Here is a 17,619-nt window from a genome sequence, read left to right on the forward strand (position 1 = left end):
CGCACCGCGGCGCAGCCGGCCTCGATCGCGGCGAACACGTACTTGGGCTGGAAGTGGATGTCGGCGATCACCGGGATCTGCGATTTCTTCGCGATCGCGGGCAGCGCCTCGGCGTCGTCGGCCGACGGGCACGCGACGCGCACGATGTCGCAGCCCGCCGCGGTCAGCTCGGCGATCTGCTGCAGGGTGGCGTTGACGTCGGAGGTCAGCGTCGTGGTCATCGACTGCACCGAGATCGGGTGGTCGCTGCCGACCCCCACCGACCCCANAGGAGCAGGCAAACCCGGCATGCCCAACGCGACGGTCACTCGGACAGTCCTTTCTCGACAGTGCGGCGGGACGCCTCGGCAATGGCATCCGCGGTGAGTCCCAGCGCGGTCAGCAGCCGCGCCCGTTTGGCGGGTTCGAGGAACTGCTGGGGAATCCCCAGCCCGGTCACCGGAACATCCGAACCGGCGTCCTGAAGTGCTTGTGCCAGCAGGGTCCCCGGCCCGCCGGCGCGTCCGCAGTCCGCGGCCACCACGACCGCGCGGTGCGCCCGCGCCAGCGCGACCAGCGCGTCGGGCACCGGCTGGATCCAGCGCGGATCCGCCACGGTCGCGCCGATGCCCATCTCGGCCAGCCGCGCCCCGGCCGCCACCGCGGGCCCGGCGAGCGGGCCGATGCCGACCACCAGCACGTCCTCCCGGACACCGCGGCTGAGCACGTCGACCGGCCCGTGCCGTTCGATCGCCTCGATGTCCGGACCCACCGCGCCCTTCGGGAACCGCACGACGGTCGGCGCGTCCGCCACTTCGATCGCCTCCCGCAGCTGGGTGCGCAGCTGCGCGGCGTCCCGCGGAGCGGCCACCCGGAGACCGGGAACCGCTTGCAGCAGCGAAAGATCCCACATGCCGTTGTGGCTCGGCCCGTCGTCGCCGGTCAGCCCCGCGCGGTCCAGCACGAAAGTCACGCCGGCGCCGTGCAGGGCGACGTCCATCAGCACCTGGTCGAAACAGCGGTTCAGGAACGTGGCGTACACCGCCACTACGGGATGCAGGCCGCCGTAAGCCAGCCCGGCCGCGGCCGCCGCCGCGTGCTGCTCCGCGATCCCGACGTCGAAGCACCGGCCGGGGTACTGCTCGGCGAACGGAGCGAGCCCAGTCGGGCCTCGCATGGCCGCCGTGATGGCGACGACGTCCTCGCGTTCGTTGCCCACCTTGATCATTTCGTCGCTGAACACCGAGGTCCACGACGGCGGCCCGGCGGGGGCCGTCCCGGTACCGGGGTCGAACGGGCCGATCGCGTGGTGCCGGTCGACCGGGTCCTTTTCGGACGGTGCGTACCCGGCGCCCTTGCGGGTCACGCAATGCACCACCACCGGCCGGTTCCGGGCGCGGGCGTCCCGCAGCGCGGTTTCCAGCGCGGTGATGTCGTGCCCGTCCACCGGGCCGAGATAGTCCATGCCCAGCGCGGAGAAAACGCCGCCGTCGCCGGGATCGCTCCGCAGCGCCGCGAGATGACGGCCGAGCCCGCCGACGGTCGGGTCGTACGCGCGGCCGTTGTCGTTCAGCACCACCACGACCGGCCGCTGGGCGCCGGCGATGTTGTTGAGCGCTTCCCAAGCCATTCCTCCGGTCAGCGCGCCGTCGCCGACCACGGCGACCACCGCGCGATCGGAGACCTGCCGCACCTCGTAGGCCCTGGCGAGCCCGTCCGCCCAGGAAAGCGCGGCGGACGCGTGGGAATTCTCGAGGACGTCGTGGCCGGATTCGCGGCGGCTCGGATAGCCGGACAGCCCGCCCTCGCCCCGCAGCCCGGCGAACCCGTCCTGGCGGCCGGTGAGGATTTTGTGCACGTAGCACTGGTGCCCGACGTCCCACAGCAGCGTGTCGCACGGCGAATCGAAAACCCGGTGCAGGGCGAGGGTGAGCTCGACGACCCCGAGATTGGGCCCGAGGTGCCCGCCGGTCCGGGCGACCGCGGAGACCAGGAACCCGCGGATTTCTTCGGCGAGCGCGCCGAGTTCCGTTCCGGACAGCCCGTCGAGATCGCGCGGTCCCCGAATTCTCTCCAGCAAAGCCATGCGTCGTCCTCCTCGAGACGACCGGCAACGTACGGCGCCTTCCGGGCGGGCGACAAGGCGCCGGAGAGCGCCGCTCAACGTTTCCGCAACACCGTTCCGGCCGCGCTGTTGAAGCCTTGTTGACCCCGTATTGAGGACGGGCCGGAGGCCTTGTCCGCGGGCGCGCGGGCTCCCTACCGTCGGCAGGCACGGGGGAAATCGTCGGAATGGGACGGTCATGGAAAGCACATACAGCACCGGGAAACGGGATTTCGGCACGGCCATCCTGGACCGTTCCGACCGCATCGATCACCTGGTTTCGCTGGTCGGCAAACACCTCGAGAACAGCTGGGACGCCGAGGGCGCGCATCTCGCCCGGATCTGCCACTACGCGTTGGTGCCCGGCGGGAAACTGTTCCGGCCGCTGCTGCTGCTCGAATCGGCGGGCGCGGTCGGCGCGGACGTCGAACAGGTGGTGCCCGCGGCGGCCGGCGCGGAGGCGGGCCACGTGGCGAGCCTCATCCACGACGACATCATCGACGGCGACGCGATGCGCCGCGGCCGCCCGTCGGTGCACGCCGCCTACGGCCGCGACGACGCGATCGTGGCCGGCGACGCGCTGATCTTCTATTTGTTCGCCGCGCTCGGCGAATGCGGCGAACGCGGGGTGCCGGACGAACGCGTCGCGCGCGCGATGACCGCAGTGGCCGCGGCCGGGATCGACCTGTGCCGCGGGCAGAGCATGGAAGCCGAACTGTGCGAGGGCTACGTCTGCGACGTTCCGTCCTATTTGGAAATGATCCGGCTGAAGACGTCGGCGTTGTTCCGCGCGGCCTGCGCCAGCGGCGCGATCCTCGGCGGCGGGCCGCCGGAATGGTGCACCGCGCTCGCCAGCTACGGCGAACTTCTCGGCTCGGCCTTCCAGATCCACGACGACCTGCTCGCCTACACGAGCGACGGCGACGCCATGGGCAAAGCCGTCACCAGCGACATCGCCAACCAGCGGCTGACCCTGCCGTTCCTGCTCGCGCGCGAACTCGGCGGCGAGGCGGTGTCCGCGGAACTCGACCGCCAGCTGCGCGGCACCGGCGACCCGGCCGCGCGCCTGGCCGCGGTTTCCGCACTGGTGCGCGAAGCGGGCGGGGTCGACGCGGCTGCCGACGCCGCCCGCGGATATGCCGTGCGCGCAACCGAAGTCCTCGAGGTGCTGCCCAGCACGCCGAGCAAGGAAACGCTGTCCTACTTCGCACAGGCGACTGTGAACCGATGCGGCTGAAAGAGATCCTCTTCGCGCACGTCGAAACGTGGCGGCCGTACACCGCTTGTTACGTCGGCCTGGTGGGATTGGCCGGTGCCGCACTGGCTGATCCGGCCGCGTCGCCGCTGCGGTTGCTGTGCGCCTGGGCGGTGCCGACGATCGGCTGGCTGGCCGGGCTGTACGGCGGCGACTACTTCGACCGGAACCTGGACGCGACCGCGAAGCCGCATCGGCCCATCCCGTCCGGCCGGATGCGCCCCGGCACCGCGCTGGGCATGCTGATCGGGCTCACCGCGGCCGGCGGGATCATCGGGCTCGCGGTGAACTGGCGGACGCTCGGCCTCGTCCTGGTCGCCTTGCTGCTCGGCATCGCGTACAGCAGCTTCTTCAAAGGGCGCGGATTGGCCGGAAACGCGGTGCGCGGCCTCATTTCGGCGTTCGCCTGCCTGTTCGGGGCGATGACCGTAGCCGACCTCCCTCCGGCTACGGTCATCCCTCTGGCAGCTGCGTTCTGGTTGCACGACACGGGATCGAACCTGGTCGGCGCCCTGCGCGACGTGGACGGCGACCGCGAAGGCGGCTACGCGACGCTGCCGGTCCGCCACGGGCTGACCGTCGGCGTGCGGGTGGCCACCGGCACGATCCTGGTCGCTTATCTGTGCGCGGTCGCGCAGTTCGTGGTCTCGTCCGCGACTGTCGCCGCACTCGTCGTGTTCGCCTTGTCCATCGCAGCCGCGGTGGCCGCGCTCGCTCCATTGTGGACTCAGGAAGTGACCCGGCTGCGGGCTTATCGGGCGCATACCGTGCTGGTGCTCGAACGGGTCCTGCTGGCAGGCGCGCTCGTGACGCTGGGCTGCGGTCTCGCGGTCGGTGTCCCGATCACCGCGGTCGCGCTGGGCTGTGCGTGGGGGAGTCAGCGGCTCCTGCGTGCCCGGCACGAACTGGGCAATGACAAGTCCACTGTGGATGCCGGAGCGGTTCTGTCCTTCGTGGACCAGCAGTTGGCCGGACTGGCGGCCCGCGAGACCGGATTGCGCGCACTGAGCGGCTGGGCGCGGCTGATCGAGGTGCGGCTGTCCGAACCGGACTTGGCGATTGTCTTGTGCACCGCGGACAACGCCGTACGACGGCTCTCCGCCGACGAGCCCGAGCCGGAACTGCCCCGGCTGACGATCACCACCACCGGCACGGTCTTCGCGGCGATTTTCCTGGACGGAACCAGCAATCCCCGCCGCGCCTACCTAACCCGCGCGTTGCGGATGGACGCACCCGCCCGCGACATGATGCTGCTCAACCAGCTGTTCAACGAATTCCGCGGACCGCGCGGCCGAGCCGCCGCCGTGCCGCGCGAACCGCTGCGCACCGGGCAGCTGCCGGAGCGAGTGGTCGTCAGCGACACCACGCTGCGCGACGGCGAGCAGATGCCCGGGGTGGCGTTCCGCCCGGACCAGAAACTGGAACTGGCCCGGCGGCTGGCGGCGTTGGGCGTCCCGATGATCGAAGCGGGCTTCCCGGTGGTGTCCGAAGAGGAGAGCGCCGCGATTCGCGCCATCGTGGCCGCCGAGCTGGACACTGTCATCCAGGTGATCGCGCGCCCCGCCGACGCGGATGTGGACGCCGCGCTGCACACCGGCGCGCACAGCGTCGCGGTCTTCATCGGCACGTCCGAATCGCACTTGCGCCACAAACTGCGCATCGACGTGGACGAGCTGAAACGTCGGGTGGACCGCGCGGTGCGCCGGGTCAAGGCAGCCGGACGGCAGGCGGTATTCGCCGCCGAAGACGCCACCCGCACCGACCCTGACATCCTCGCCGCGGTGTACGAGGCAGCCGCGGACGCTGGTGCGGACGCCTTGGGCCTCGCGGACACCGCCGGGATCGCGCAGCCGTGGACGATGCGGGAGCTGGTCGAACGGGTCGGCGAGAGCTGCCCGTTGCCGCTGGCCGTGCACTGTCACAACGACCTAGGCCTGGCCACCGCGAACTCGCTCGCGGGTTTGCTCGGCGGTGCGTCCGGGGTGCAGTGTTCGGTGCTGGGCATCGGCGAACGGGCCGGGAACGCCCCGCTGGAACAGGTCGTCATGGCGCTGGAAGCCGCGATGGGCCACTCGACCGGCCTCGACCTCCCGCTGCTGGAACCGCTGGCGCGGCACGTCGCCGGGCTCATCGGCGATCGCGTGCCCGCGTACGCTCCCGTCGTCGGCGCGCACGCGTTCGTGCACGAAAGCGGCCTCCACGTGGACGGAATCTCCCGCGATCCCAGCACTTACGAGCCGTACCCGCCGGAACTGGTGGGCAGGCAGCGCCGGATCGTGCTGGGCAAGCACTCCGGCCGCTCGGCCGTGACGGCGGTCGCCGCCGAACGCGGCCTGACGGTCGAACCCGCGGACATCGACGCGGTGCTGACAGAACTCAAACGCGGCGCGGTAGGCACGGACCGGGTAGCCGAACTGCTGACCCGCGCCCGCCCCGTTGCCTGAGGCACCGCAGCCACGCCGCTGATGCGTACGTGAGGGGAACCCTGACGGAACCAGATTCCGTCAGGGTTCCCCTCACGTACGTTCACCGAGAGCGAGGCCGCTTACGGCAGCCGCTGAGAAAACCCCAATGTGGCATTGGGTGCATCTCACGCACCGAACGCCACATTGGGTGCATCTGACGCACCCAATGCCACATTGGGGCGCACCGTGCGGTCCCGGACATTCCTTGCCAGGGCGCGACACCCTGACTGCCATCCGTCTCAGCCAGCGTGCCCGACCCGGTCGGAAGCCCGGCCCTTCTTGGCGTTCTTCTTCGGCGACAAGCTCAGGTTGAGCCCCATCCGGCGGGCGCGGGGGAGGACCACCGAGGCCTCGCCGAGGAACGTCAGGCCGAGCAGAATGCCCACCATGTCGGTGCCGCCCGCGATGTCCGCGTGCCAGTGCTGGGCCAGCAGGACCATGCCGACGCGCAGCGGGATCAGCGAAAGCCAGATCGTCACGGTGAGCCAGTTGTACTTCTGGTGCGGGAGGCCGTCCTGCTCGTAGAGCCGGATGGTGGCCCCGCGGCCGAGGCCCTCGCCGTACGCCGCGAGCACGAAGACGCCCAGCAGCTCCCAGTCCAGCGCGGTCGCCTTCGTGACGTCGCCGGCAGCCATGTAGATGCCGACGGCGAAGCAGACCACCGGAAGGACCAGCAGCCGTTTCGTGGACATCGGCGTGCCGCGCAGCCTGCGGATGATCGACCAGACGATGTAGGCGCCGCCGGCCACAAGGGCCACGATGTTCGAGATTTCGTCCAACGTCTTCCACATCGCGCAATCCGTTCCTCGGGGTCGGCCCCACGGTAGGCAGCGCACCCCCGGGCGGGCATCCACCCGGGGGTGCAAAGGAGGGTGGAATCCTGGGGCCGACCGGCCCGGTTCACCAGCTGACGGCGAGCTCGGTCACTCCGCCGGTCACCGATTCGGCCCGGCGCCGCGGCGCGTCCCCGTCCGCGGCGAGGTGCAGTCCGGGGAACCGTTTCGCCAGCGCGCCGAACACCGCCCGCAGCTCGATCCGGGCGAGCGTGTTGCCCACGCAGTACCGCATCCCGTGCCCGAAACCGAGGTGCGGATTGGGCGAGCGGGTGATGTCGAACTCGTCCGGCCGCTCGAACACGCGCGGATCCCGGTTCGCCGCGTGGTAGGCGAGCAGCACCGCGTCGCCGGAGGGGATGGTCGTGTCGCCCGCCGTCAGGTCTTCGGCCGCGTATCGGACCGAGCCTCCGGTGTCCTGGATGTTCGTCACGACCATCCGCAGGACTTCTTCCACCGCACCGGTGACCAGCCCGGGGTCGGCGGTCAGCTTCGCCCACTGCGCGGGGTTGCGGATGAACAGCACGGTGCCGAGGTCGATCCGGCTCATCGTGGTCTCGTACCCGGCGAACAGCAGCGCGGCCGCGAGCCGGGCCGCCTCCGGCAGTTCCACTCCGCCCGCCGCGGCCAGGTCGGAGAAGACGTCCTCGCTCGGTTCGCGCTTCTTCCGCTCCAGCAGTTCCGCCATGTAGACGCCGAACTCGATCTGCGCCGCGCGGCCCGCCTCCGGATCGCCGGTGCCCGAAAGCCGCGACGTCCAGGACCGGAACAGCTCGTAATCCTCGTACGGCGCCCCGACCAGCGTGCAGATGACCATCGCGGGCAGCCGCTGGGACAGCCCGGCGTGCAGGTCGGCGGGCGGTCCGGGGAGTTCGTCGAGCAGCGCGTCGACCCGTTCCTCGACGCTTTCCTGAAGCGCCAGCATCCGCTTCGCGGAAAACGCGGGCGTGAGCAGCTTGCGCATCCGGGTGTGCCGCTCCAGTTCGCCGTCGAACTCCTCGGTCGGACCGCCCTGCACCACCGAATCGTTGATCCGCGCCGCCGATTCCGGCGTGCGGTGGCCGCGCCGCAGCACCGGGCTGGAGGCGAGGTCCCGCACGAGGTCGTACCCGCAGGCCAGCCAGGCCTCGTCCCCGGCGGGCGTGCGGACCTTCGTCAGCGGCTCGTCCTCGAGCAGGCGGTAGTACTGCGGGGCCAGCCGGGACAGGTCCTCGCTCGGCGGAAACGGCAATTCGTACACGGAACCTCCCGATGGCCCACCGCGGTGGGAACTGCGGACGGAGCCGGAACGCGGCCCCCGTGCTCCCTCCTACCAGCCGGTCCGCCCGGCGCACAGCCGTCGCCGCCGGAGCGTCCACACCGGCTCAACGCCGCCCCAATCCCCGCGCCGTACGGTCGGTTCGTCCAATCGTGGCGCGGGGTCCGGCCCTGCGCCGGGGAAGGAGCGACCCGGTGAATCCGTGCCCCCTGTACGTCGCGGGCGTCGGCGCCTGCCTGCCCGACCGGGAGACGGCCGAGGAAGCCGTCGCGGCGAACCGGTACGACGCCGAGTCAGCACAGACGGACGGCGTCCGCTCCGCCTGCGTCGAGACCGAGCGGTACCCGGCGGAAATGGCCGCGATCGCCGGACGCGGCGCGCTGGCCATGGCGTCCGCCCGCGACTTCGGCACGGTCCGCGCGGTGTTCCACTCCTACGTCGACTACCAGGGCGCGCACTACTGGCAGGCCGCCCCGTACGTCGCCCTGCACACGGTCGGCCGCGACGTCCCGTCGTTCGACGTCGTCCAGGAATGCAACGGCGCGATGGGCGCGCTCGAACTGGGCCGCCGGTTCGTGACCGGCCCGGAGGACGCCGTCCTCGTCACCACCGGCGACCGTTTCGACAGCGCGTGGGTCCGCCGCTGGTACGGCGACCAGTCGGTGCTCGCCGACGGCGGGAGCGCGCTGCTGCTGAGCGGTTCCGGCGGATTCGCCCGGATCCTGTCGCTCTCGACGATGGCCGACAACTCCCTAGAAGGCGAGGCCCGCGGCGGCGGATTCGCCGGCGCGCAGCAGCCGCCGGTCGACTTCGACGCGATGCGCAAACAGTTCCACGCCAAGGACTTGCCGATGCTGGAGCACTACGGCCGGATGGCCGCGCTGTTCGGCGCCTCCCTGCACCGCGTCCTCGACGAAGCGGGCATCACCGCGGCGGATCTGGCGTTCGCCGTCCCGGTGGTGACCACCGCCGCCCGCGCCGCCGACATCGCCGACCGCTTCCTCGGCATCCCGCTGGAGCGCACCAACTGGGAATTCGGCCGCACCACCGGCCACCTCGGCACCGGCGACCAGTTCGCCGGCCTGCACCACCTGGTCAGCACCGGCCGGGCCCGCAAAGGCGACCGCATCCTGCTCCTCGGCGGCGGCACCGGCTACACCATCACCTCGGCGGTCCTGGAAATGCTGGAAGACAGCCCGGACCCCGAACGGAACTGACCATGCCCGACGAGTCCCGGCCCGCGGACGCGACCTGCCGAGGGGAGACGGGCGGTCTGGGCGAGAGGGCTCGCCCAGCGGACGCGGGTCGTCTGGCCGAGGCGGGCGATCCGGGCGAGCGGGCCTGTGCGGCCGGTCGGACTCGTCCGGCTGCCGGAAGCCGCCCGGACGACCGAATCCGCACGTCCGGCGGGAGCCGCTCGGCTGCCCCGGCCCGCGCGGCTGATCCGACCCGCCCGGTCGACCCTGCCCGGCTGACTGCCCCAACCCGTCCCGCCGAGCCAAGCCGCCCGGCCGGACCGTCCGGCCGAACCGACCCGGTCGGCGCAGGGCTGACCGCGCTTCCCCTCCTCTACTCCCGCTGCGAGGCCGCGCTGCAGCCCGGACGGACCGGCGGCGCGGTGCGCGAACACCCCGCCCGCCGGGGGACCGGGCTGCCGTTCCGGGAGGCCGCCTTCGACGCCCGGTCGCGGATCCTCGGCGTCCTGGCCTCCTGGGCGGGACTGGTGGCCGCCGAACGGCAGGTCCCGGCGCCGCGGCGGACCGTGCCGGAGCTGGTGCGTTTCCTCGCCGCGCACCGGGACTGGCTGGCCGGGCACCCCAGCGGCGCGGACTTCCTCGACGAGCTCTCCGACCTCATCTCCTCCGCGACCGCCGCCCTCGACGACCCGCGCCCCGCCGTCCCGGTCGGGAACTGCCCGGTCGGCGGCTGCCGCGCTCCGGTGCACCTGCGGCCCGCCACCGCCACAGTCGCCTGCGAAGCCGGGCATGACCTGCCCCCGGCGGACTGGCTCGACGTCCGCACCCGCGAAGAAAACCGGCGGCGCACCGTGCCCACCAAGGAAGCCGCGCTCGCCGCCGGAGTGCCCGAGGCGACCGTCCGCCAGTGGGCGCGCCGGGGCAAACTGACCCGCTACGGCTCCGCCCGCCGCGCCGAGTACTGCCTGGACGAACTCACCGCCCTCCGCACCGGCCAGGCCCGCCCGCACGCCGGTTGACCGTCGAAGCCGGGATGCGCACCCGCCCGGATCTGCGACGATGGGGACGGTCGTGTCGAAGACGGGAGCGTTGATGGACGAGTCGAGCCGCCGGGATGTGTGGCGCCCGGGCCAGGACTGCCAGGCGGTGGCCACGGCCCGCGCGCTGGGCCAGGACGTGGACAAGATCCACGGGGACGCATGGGGCGTCGTGGGCACGTTGGGCGACAGCGTCTGCTACGTCGGCGTCTCGGACAAGGTCGAGGCGATCCACGAAGCGCTGGCGCGCCGGATCCGCGAGCGCGACCTGCCCGTCCGGCTGCTGGCCCCGAACTACTCGGGCGGGATCTCGGACGGCCAGCGCAACGGCACGCCGCAGATGCGGTACTCGCTGATCGGCCGCGAGACGACGAACGACGGGCTGTCGCTGCATTTCGAGGGCAGCGAGATCCGGGGAACCGTCGCCGTGGTGGCGTGCGACAAGCCCCCGGTCGGGGCGACGGCGGCGATCCTGGAGCGCGACGTGCCCGCGGTGGTGCTCTCCGACGGGTCCATCCGGCCGGGCACGGACCCCGAAACCGGGGAGCGGATCGACCTGGTCAGCTGCTTCCAGGTCGCCGGGGACCCGGACGCGGCCAAACGTGAGCGGTGGGCGCGCAACGCGTGTCCCGGGCACGGCAGCTGCGGCGGGATCTTCACCTACAACACGATGCAGTCGTTCATCGCCGTGCTGGGGCTGGAGCCGCTGCACATGGTGTCGCCGGCGTCCGAGGATCCGCGGCGGACCGGGGAATTCCCTGAACAGATCGTGGACTGCCTGGAAATCATGACGCAGCGGGGGATCACGCCGCGGCAGCTGGCCACCCCGGCGGCGTTCCGCAACGCCGCGGTCGTGGCGATCGCGCTGGGCGGCTCGACGAACGTGGTCCTGCACGCGCCGGAGATCGCCCGCGCGGCCGGCCTCGACTTCTGGTCGGAGGTCATGACGCAGCAGGAGTTCAACCGGCTCTCCCGGAATGTCCCGGTGCTCGTCGACGCCCGTCCGTTCGGGCAGTACAGCATGGTGGACATCGATGCCGCCGGCGGCCTGCAGGCGGTGGTGGCGGAACTGCTCCGGCACGACCTGCTCGACGGCTCCGCGCTGACCTGCACCGGCGAGACGCTCGGCGAACAAGTCGAACGGCTCGCCCCGCCCGCCCCGGACAGCGAGGTGATCTTCCCCGTCGCCGAGCCGTTCAAGCCGACCGGCGGCCTGCGGCTGCTGTCGGGCAACCTCGCCCCCGAGGGCGGCGCGGTGATCAAGCTGGCCGGGGTCGAGACCGGCGTCGTCGACGGCCGGTTCGAGGGACGGGCGCGCGTTTTCGACAGCGAGCAGGCCCTGCTGCGGGCGCTCGTCGAGACGCCGGACGAATTCGCCGACCGGGACATGGTCGTCATCCGCTACGAAGGCCCGAGGGGCGCTCCGGGCATGCCCGAAATGCTCGACCCGACCTCCCGCATCACCGCGCTGTGCCGGAGGAAAGGCATTTCCGTCGCGCTGATGACCGACGCGCGGTTCTCCGGAGGATCGGTCGGACTGGTCATCGGGCACGTCGGCCCGGAGGCCGCGCTCGGCGGCCCCATCGCCCTCGTCGAAGACGGCGACACGATCACCGTCGACCTGAACACCGACACCCTCGAGTGCACCGAACTGGCCGACCCCGCTATCAACCAGGCTCGCCTGGCGAAGTGGCAGCAAGCCGCCGAAGCGAACGGCGGCGTCCACCCACTGGTCCGCCCGGTGACGTCCCGCCTGCTCCGCCGCATGCGCGCACTAGCCGCCTCCGCGATCGAGGGCGCGGGGATGTCGGAGGTCTCTTCCTGACCGATCGTTCGTCCACTGTGGACAGCGAGCGGAGTGCTCGATCCGGGGAAAGCGAAGGCCTCCTTGCCCGCAACGGCAAGGAGGCCTTCATCAGTCCACTATGGACTTACCACCACGGCGTCACCGGCATTTCAGGACGCCGTCGGAGATCGCCACTCCGCCGACCGTGCCGTTGGCAGCGGGAGTGAACACGAACCGCCAGCCCGGCTTCTCCGCGATGGGCATCTCGAACCGCCCGGCCTCGGCGAGCTTCAGGCCGCGCGCGTCGTACGCCTTGTGCAGGTCCGCCAGCGACGAGCCGATGCCGATGCCCTCCGCGGTCTTGGCGTCGGGCGGCGCGCCCAGCTCGTGCACGCCGTTCTTGCCGAACGACGCGCCACCGGCCGCGGCGAACGCCTTGTCGCGCTCTTCCCGCTTGCCCGCCAGTTCGGCGCTCGCCATCGCGGAGTCGGCCGCCAGCTGGGCCGCTTCCGCGTCCTTGGCGGCTGCTTTCGCCAATTCCGCGGCGGACTTGCCGGTGTTCTCCTTCGAGTCCCGGTCCGCCGCGTCGGACTTGGCGTAGAGCTCGTCGGCCTTCTTCTGCGCCGCGGCCTCGGCCGCGAGTCTGGCCTGGTCCGGCGCGGGGCCGCCCTGCCAGCTCAGGACCGTGCAGCCGTCCAGCATGGAGACCGGCGCGTTGGCGAGCTTCCCGGTGGCGAGCGCCGCCTCCTTGGCCATCCCCGGCGCAATGCCGCGGTAACCGCCCGCGCCGAAGACCTCGGCATGCGCGGCGGCGGTTTCCGCCGGAGCCGCCGCGGTCCCCGACGAACACGCCGCCAGCCCGCTGACAGCGGCGACCGCCACGACCGCACGGCCTGCGGACAGGACAAAACCCTTGTGCATCTGATTCCCCTCGTACGGACCCAATCCCACGGGTCGTCGTTCCCGGTGCACCGAGATATCCGACAACCTACCGGAACCGGACGAGGCCTCCCATCGATTACCGGACGGCGCGACGGGCGGGTCTGATCGCCGCGACACGGCTGGGTCGCCGCGGCAGCGGGACCACTATGGGATCTCGCCTTGGCGAAAACGCGCATCCGCCGACGGTTGTGTGCGTTCGAGCGCGCTTATTTCCGCGATTTCCGGCGGCGCGGCATTATTTGTGCGAACGCCGTCAGCCCCACGGCTTGCTGAGGAACAAGTAGCCGCGCTGAGGCTGGCCCGCGTTCCCCTTGCGGCCGACGTCCTTCGAGGCCACGAGCAGCCCCGCCGCGAGCAGAACGATGATGATCCCACCGAGGATGACGAATGCTTCGAGCATGATTCCCCCTGACGGCCGGCTGTTCTCCCTCATGGTCCGACATCGCCACTCTATTCCGCCCCGGAGCCCGCGGCGGGAAACTTGAGGATTGCTTAGGCTCGGTTGAGCGGAATTTAGGGTCCGCGCGAATATTCCTCGCGCGCGGAGCGGAGATAGTTCCGTACCCATACGGTCCGGTTCCCGGATTGCTACCGCCCGGCCGGGCACCGGAAGGTGACCTTCCTGCCTCAGGAAAGGAAACCGCTGTGAACAGACCCCACCGGACACTGGGCTTGCTGGCCGCCGGGCTGGCCGTCCTCTCCGCCCCGCTCCTCGACGGCACTGCCCAAGCAGCACCGAACACGACCGCGGTCGCTCCGACCGGCGACACGCACATCCCGCCCGCCATGCGGCCGCAGTTCTACCACGGGCAGGACAGCTCGGTCGCGGAGTTCCCGTTCATCGTCGCCGGCCTGCGCGAGGGCGGCACCCGCCCGCAGGGCCAGACCTGCACCGGCTCGGTCGTCGCGCCGCGCAAGATCCTGATCGCGGCGCATTGCAAGGCCGCCGAGGGCAAGAAAACGTTCCTGTACGGCCTCGACGACCTGAACGCGGGCGGCGGCACCCGGGTGGGCGTCGTCAGCTACGAAACCCACCCCAAATACGTGAACTTCGACCAGGGCTACGACGTCGCGATCGTCACCACGGACGCGGACATCCCGGTGCCGAACGGCCAGTACGCCAAGGTGGCCACCTCCGCGGACACTGAGCTCACCAAGCCTGGCAAAGAGGGGGTCGGCGTCGGCTACGGCAAGAAGGACTTCAACGACGACTCGCGGGACGTCACCGTCAACAAAGCTACCCTGCCGATCCGCGAGGGCTCGAACTGCCAGGGCGTCGGGGCCGGTTTCCAGGACGCCACGATGATCTGCGCCGGCTATTCCAACGGTGACCCGACGATCCTGCCCGGCGACAGCGGTGGCCCGCTGATCGTGGACGGCAAGGTGGTCGGCGTCGCGTCGTGGAGCCGCAGCGACTTCAAGTGGTACAGCGTCTACGGCAGGCTCAACAACGACATGGGGGACTGGGTCGCCGAGCAGATCGGGAACGTCGGCACCGACAGCTTCTCCCTCGGCGCCACCCCCGGTTCGGTCCAGGTCGACCCGGGCATGTACGTCTCGGCCAGCCGTGGTTCGGCGCCACCCCGGTCGCCGAGCACCTGCGCTGGCTCGACCGGGTGGACGAGGTCATCGCGAACACGACTGACCGCACCCTCGTCCTGACCCTCCTGGCGAGCTGCCTCCCGTCCCGGCTCCAGATCGGCGACCCCGACGCACTGGCGGCGATGGACGCCGTCCCGACCGCGGTCTCGTCAGCCGAACAACAACGCCAGCTGGCCCGGCTGCACGCCAACGTCGCCGACGCATGCGTGTGGATCGGCCACCACCGACGCGCAAGCAGCCTGGTGCGCAGCGCAATCGAACTCGCCTCGGACTGCGGCGCCCCGTACCTGATCGGCATCGCACGCTCCACCGGCGTCCACACCGACTGGCTCACCGGCAGATGGGACGGACTCGACGACAAAGCCCGCTCCCTGCTCGCCGAATACCGGCAGCTGCTGCCGATGAGCGGCGAGCTTTCCCTGGTGCTGGGTTTGCTGGCGACCGCCAGGGGAGAATGGGACCGGGCCACCGCCCATTTCGCCGCGGTCGGCCCCGACGAACCGGAGAACGCGGTGACCCCGGTCGTGCTCGCCGCGCACGCCGGAATCGCGAGCATGCTGCTGTCGCACTCCGACAACGAGGCTGCCGCAGCCCGCGCGGACCTCGGCCTGGAGCTATTGCGCGCCAAGGGAGCCTGGTCCTGGTCCGGCGAGTTGCTGCCGGTCGCCGTCGAGGCGTACTGCCGCATCGGCCGCACCAGAGCCGCCGCCGCGTTGATCGACGAGGCCTCCCAGGAAGTCCCCGACCTCGATGCACCCTTGGCGACCGTCGCCCTGCTCTTGTGCCGCGGCATCCTCTCCGCACATCGCCACGACCATGCGCGCGCAGCTCACTTCTTCCACAAAGCAAGCGATGGCTACGACCGCCTGCCCGCCCCATATCCCGCTGCCTTGGCGAGAGAACAGTTAGCACGCAGCCAGCTGGCGATGGGCGAACCGGGCGCCGCCGAGGCCTTCCCGGCCCTGGCAGAGGATTTCGCCCGCCTAGGCGCGACCCGGGCCGCCGCCCGCCGCCGCCACACCCACCGCGCGACCGGCGCAGTAGCCCCGTCCCGGCGTGGCAGACGTGGTTACGGCAACGAGCTTTCGCCGCGGGAACAGGACGTCGCGCGTCTTCTGGCGGACGGGCATACCAACCGCGAGATCGCGGAGGTGCTGTTCCTTTCGCGCCACACAGTGGAACAGCATGTGGCCAGCGTACTGCGAAAACTCAAGGTGGCTTCGCGGGGCGAGCTGGCTGCTGCCAGGTGAATCTGTGGGCTGCGCTTGGGTGTCAACGCGTGTCTGAGGGACGCATCGCCACCGTTGTGGCCACTGTGGACACGGTCAGCAGCACCACGACACAACCCGCCGCGATCGACAGCAGCGGAACCCATGGCAGGTCGAGCGGGATGTCGAGCCCGGCCGAACGCACCGCCTGCCACAGTCCGCCCACTGCCAGTGCCACCGCCGCCGCTCCCAGGACGAGGCCGGTGAGCGCGATTCCCGTGCCCTCCCACAGAACCATCCGCAACACTTGTGTGCGTTGGGCACCGAGCAACCGCAGCTGGGCGAACTCGCCCGCGCGCTCGCTGAACGACATCGTGACCGTGTTGGCGACAGCGAACAGCGTGTACAGCAAGGCGAACCATGCCAGCAGTTCTGCGCCGATTCGCATGCCGTCCTCACGGAACCCCGCCGAAGTCGCCAGCCATGCGGCCGTCGACGTCACCTCGTAGCCCTTCGCTGCCAACAGGTTTTCCACCCTGGCGGCGTCCGCCGGATTGTTCAGCGCCACGTGCAGCGCGGGCGGACGGGCTCCGACCGCGCGGTGGTGGGCCACGAGTTGTTCAGGCAGCAGCAGGGGAGCGGTCAAAGGCGGGCCGTCATAGAGAGCCACCACCTTGACCGGAACCGTTGCGCCATCGGGCATCCGGAGGCCCACCGAGTCTCCGACCGTCAAGCCGAAGCCCGCCGCTTGCCGCCTCCCCAGCATCGCGGCCGAGCCGGTGAGCTGAGCCGGGTCGCCGGTGGTAGTGCCCAGTCCGAGTACGTCGGAGACACCTTTCCCCGCGACGCCGAGGGCAGCCATCTCCCTGCTTGTGCGGTGGACCAAAGCGCTTACAGCCGCGTCCTCGACTAGCACTGCGGCGCGGACGCCCGGCACAGCTGTGTCCAGGTTGTCCCCAGTAGCCCGCAGTTGCGACGTGTAGAGCTTCGCCGCACTCGCCCGCCCCGCTGCCCCGAGCATGTTCGTGCCCGCCAGCAGGGAGCCGGTGATTCCGATCGTGACCAGGACTGGAGCCGCGCAGGACGCGGTCCGGCGGATCGCGGCGCGCAGGTTCTCTCGCGCCAGCAGACCGCTGGCTCCGGTGAACGCGGCCAGAGGCGCGACCACAAGCCCGGTGAGCCGCGGGACGAACACGGGTGCCAGCAGGGCCAGGCCGACCACGATCGGCTGGGCGGTGAACAGGGCGAGCGGGAGCTGGCCGTCCGGGGGCACGCGCGGCAACAGCACCATCAGCCCCAGGCCGACGGCAAGGCCCAGCACCCCGAGAAAGCGGCGGCCCCGCGGGATCGGCCGGGTGTCCACGACCGCCTCCCGGAAGGCTTCCACCGGCCGGATAGCACCGGCCCGGCGCGCGGCGGGCCACGCGCCGAGGATCGCGACTGCCAGGCCGAGCACGAACGCCACCAGCATCGGCGCGACCAGCCGCGACGGTGTCAACGGCAACTCGATGCCGGCGGGCAGCACCTGCCTCCATACGAGGACGTCGCCGAGCACCGAGGTGAGCGGGACGCCGAGCAACGCGCCCGCCGCTGCCGCCGCCGTGCCGAGGACCGTCGTCTCCGTCAGCACCATCCGGCGCACTTGGCCGGGACCGGCGCCGGCCATCCGCAACAACGCCAACTCGCGGCGACGTTGCGACACCGTGAACGAAAAGGTGCTCGCCACGATGAAAACCGTCAGGAATCCGCCGATGCCGGCGAACAGCGCCAGCAGGTTGCCGGCCTCGGCCAGAGCTGTCCGGGCGGCGGGGCCGGCCGTGCTCTTCCCGTCTCCCGACACTGCGATCACCGTGCCGGACGCGGAAATCATGGCCACGCCGAAAACCAGCGTGAGGAACGCTCCCGCGAACGACACGCGCCTGCCGCGCAGGGTGTGCAAGGCGATCCACAGCAC

14 protein-coding genes are annotated in these 17,619 nt (G+C 71.1%); 7 read left to right on the forward strand and 7 right to left on the reverse strand.

What is annotated here, in order from left to right:
* On the reverse strand, nucleotides 1-308 hold a 308-nt coding region (locus tag EIZ44_RS25210), incomplete at its 3' end, for a flavodoxin-dependent (E)-4-hydroxy-3-methylbut-2-enyl-diphosphate synthase (protein WP_439098619.1).
* A complete protein-coding gene (locus EIZ44_RS25215; RefSeq protein WP_134731537.1) occupies nucleotides 305-2,065 on the reverse strand; it encodes a 1-deoxy-D-xylulose-5-phosphate synthase in 1,761 nt (586 codons plus the stop codon). The genes EIZ44_RS25210 and EIZ44_RS25215, both read right to left, overlap by 4 nt.
* Before the next feature lie 217 nt (nucleotides 2,066-2,282).
* Between EIZ44_RS25215 and EIZ44_RS25220 the strand changes: the two genes are divergently transcribed.
* Nucleotides 2,283-3,320 carry a polyprenyl synthetase family protein gene (locus tag EIZ44_RS25220; protein WP_134665970.1) on the forward strand — a complete coding sequence of 346 codons (1,038 nt, stop codon included), beginning with the start codon at nucleotides 2,283-2,285 and terminating at the stop codon, nucleotides 3,318-3,320.
* The gene (locus tag EIZ44_RS25225) at nucleotides 3,311-5,782 is read left to right on the forward strand and encodes a hydroxymethylglutaryl-CoA lyase-like TIM-barrel protein (protein WP_134731539.1); all 2,472 of its coding nucleotides are present in this window, start codon (nucleotides 3,311-3,313) and stop codon (nucleotides 5,780-5,782) included. The genes EIZ44_RS25220 and EIZ44_RS25225 overlap by 10 nt, the downstream gene beginning before the upstream one ends.
* A 260-nt stretch (nucleotides 5,783-6,042) precedes the next feature.
* Here the strand turns inward: EIZ44_RS25225 and EIZ44_RS25230 are convergent, their stop codons facing one another.
* Nucleotides 6,043-6,594: a hypothetical protein gene (locus tag EIZ44_RS25230; RefSeq protein WP_043827486.1), complete on the reverse strand. Its 552-nt coding sequence runs from the start codon at nucleotides 6,592-6,594 to the stop codon at nucleotides 6,043-6,045.
* 109 nt (nucleotides 6,595-6,703) lie between these two features.
* Complete coding sequence (locus tag EIZ44_RS25235) at nucleotides 6,704-7,876, reverse strand: cytochrome P450 (RefSeq protein WP_134665974.1); 1,173 nt, start codon at nucleotides 7,874-7,876, stop codon at nucleotides 6,704-6,706.
* Nucleotides 7,877-8,088: 212 nt separating this feature from the next.
* Here EIZ44_RS25235 and EIZ44_RS25240 point away from each other — a divergent pair, with 212 nt between their 5' ends.
* From EIZ44_RS25240 to EIZ44_RS25250, 3 genes are read left to right on the forward strand one after another with little or no spacing between them, the layout of a single operon-like run.
* Nucleotides 8,089-9,111: a ketoacyl-ACP synthase III family protein gene (locus EIZ44_RS25240; protein ID WP_167754272.1), complete on the forward strand. Its 1,023-nt coding sequence runs from the start codon at nucleotides 8,089-8,091 to the stop codon at nucleotides 9,109-9,111.
* 2 nt (nucleotides 9,112-9,113) lie between these two features.
* Nucleotides 9,114-10,109, forward strand: a complete 996-nt coding sequence (locus EIZ44_RS45645) for a helix-turn-helix domain-containing protein (protein WP_240691406.1) — start codon at nucleotides 9,114-9,116, stop codon at nucleotides 10,107-10,109.
* Nucleotides 10,110-10,161: 52 nt separating this feature from the next.
* The gene (locus EIZ44_RS25250; RefSeq protein ID WP_240691407.1) at nucleotides 10,162-11,952 is read left to right on the forward strand and encodes a dihydroxy-acid dehydratase domain-containing protein; all 1,791 of its coding nucleotides are present in this window, start codon (nucleotides 10,162-10,164) and stop codon (nucleotides 11,950-11,952) included.
* Between the two features lie 120 nt (nucleotides 11,953-12,072).
* On the opposite strand, the gene EIZ44_RS25255 is transcribed toward EIZ44_RS25250, so the two are convergent.
* Nucleotides 12,073-12,834 (reverse strand): hypothetical protein, encoded by a 762-nt coding sequence (locus EIZ44_RS25255; RefSeq protein WP_238606743.1) that lies wholly within the window; start codon nucleotides 12,832-12,834, stop codon nucleotides 12,073-12,075.
* A 274-nt stretch (nucleotides 12,835-13,108) separates the two neighbouring features.
* On the reverse strand, nucleotides 13,109-13,255 hold the full coding sequence (locus EIZ44_RS44855; RefSeq protein WP_167754273.1) for a hypothetical protein: 147 nt from the start codon (nucleotides 13,253-13,255) through the stop codon (nucleotides 13,109-13,111).
* Between the two features lie 245 nt (nucleotides 13,256-13,500).
* Here EIZ44_RS44855 and EIZ44_RS25260 point away from each other — a divergent pair, with 245 nt between their 5' ends.
* Together EIZ44_RS25260 and EIZ44_RS25265 are read left to right on the forward strand one after the other, a co-directional pair.
* Nucleotides 13,501-14,517, forward strand: coding sequence for a S1 family peptidase (locus tag EIZ44_RS25260; RefSeq protein ID WP_238606741.1), 1,017 nt, complete (start codon nucleotides 13,501-13,503; stop codon nucleotides 14,515-14,517).
* Entirely contained in the window at nucleotides 14,472-15,707 is a 1,236-nt protein-coding gene (locus tag EIZ44_RS25265; RefSeq protein WP_240691408.1) for a helix-turn-helix domain-containing protein, read from the forward strand. Before EIZ44_RS25260 ends, EIZ44_RS25265 begins: the two co-directional genes overlap by 46 nt.
* 22 nt (nucleotides 15,708-15,729) lie before the next feature.
* On the opposite strand, the gene EIZ44_RS25270 is transcribed toward EIZ44_RS25265, so the two are convergent.
* Nucleotides 15,730-17,619 (reverse strand): FtsX-like permease family protein, encoded by a 1,890-nt coding sequence (locus EIZ44_RS25270; protein WP_134731541.1) that lies wholly within the window; start codon nucleotides 17,617-17,619, stop codon nucleotides 15,730-15,732.

The organism is Amycolatopsis nivea (genome assembly GCF_004522235.1).
Classification (GTDB): domain Bacteria; phylum Actinomycetota; class Actinomycetes; order Mycobacteriales; family Pseudonocardiaceae; genus Amycolatopsis; species Amycolatopsis nivea.

Coding starts and splice junctions, on each gene's coding strand:
- EIZ44_RS25215 (WP_134731537.1), bottom strand. CDS start 2,065: ATGGCTTTGCTGGAGAGAATTCGGGGACCGCGCGATCTCGACGGGCTG.
- EIZ44_RS25220 (WP_134665970.1), top strand. CDS start 2,283: ATGGAAAGCACATACAGCACCGGGAAACGGGATTTCGGCACGGCCATC.
- EIZ44_RS25225 (WP_134731539.1), top strand. CDS start 3,311: ATGCGGCTGAAAGAGATCCTCTTCGCGCACGTCGAAACGTGGCGGCCG.
- EIZ44_RS25230 (WP_043827486.1), bottom strand. CDS start 6,594: ATGTGGAAGACGTTGGACGAAATCTCGAACATCGTGGCCCTTGTGGCC.
- EIZ44_RS45645 (WP_240691406.1), top strand. CDS start 9,114: ATGCCCGACGAGTCCCGGCCCGCGGACGCGACCTGCCGAGGGGAGACG.
- EIZ44_RS25255 (WP_238606743.1), bottom strand. CDS start 12,834: ATGCACAAGGGTTTTGTCCTGTCCGCAGGCCGTGCGGTCGTGGCGGTC.
- EIZ44_RS44855 (WP_167754273.1), bottom strand. CDS start 13,255: ATGCTCGAAGCATTCGTCATCCTCGGTGGGATCATCATCGTTCTGCTC.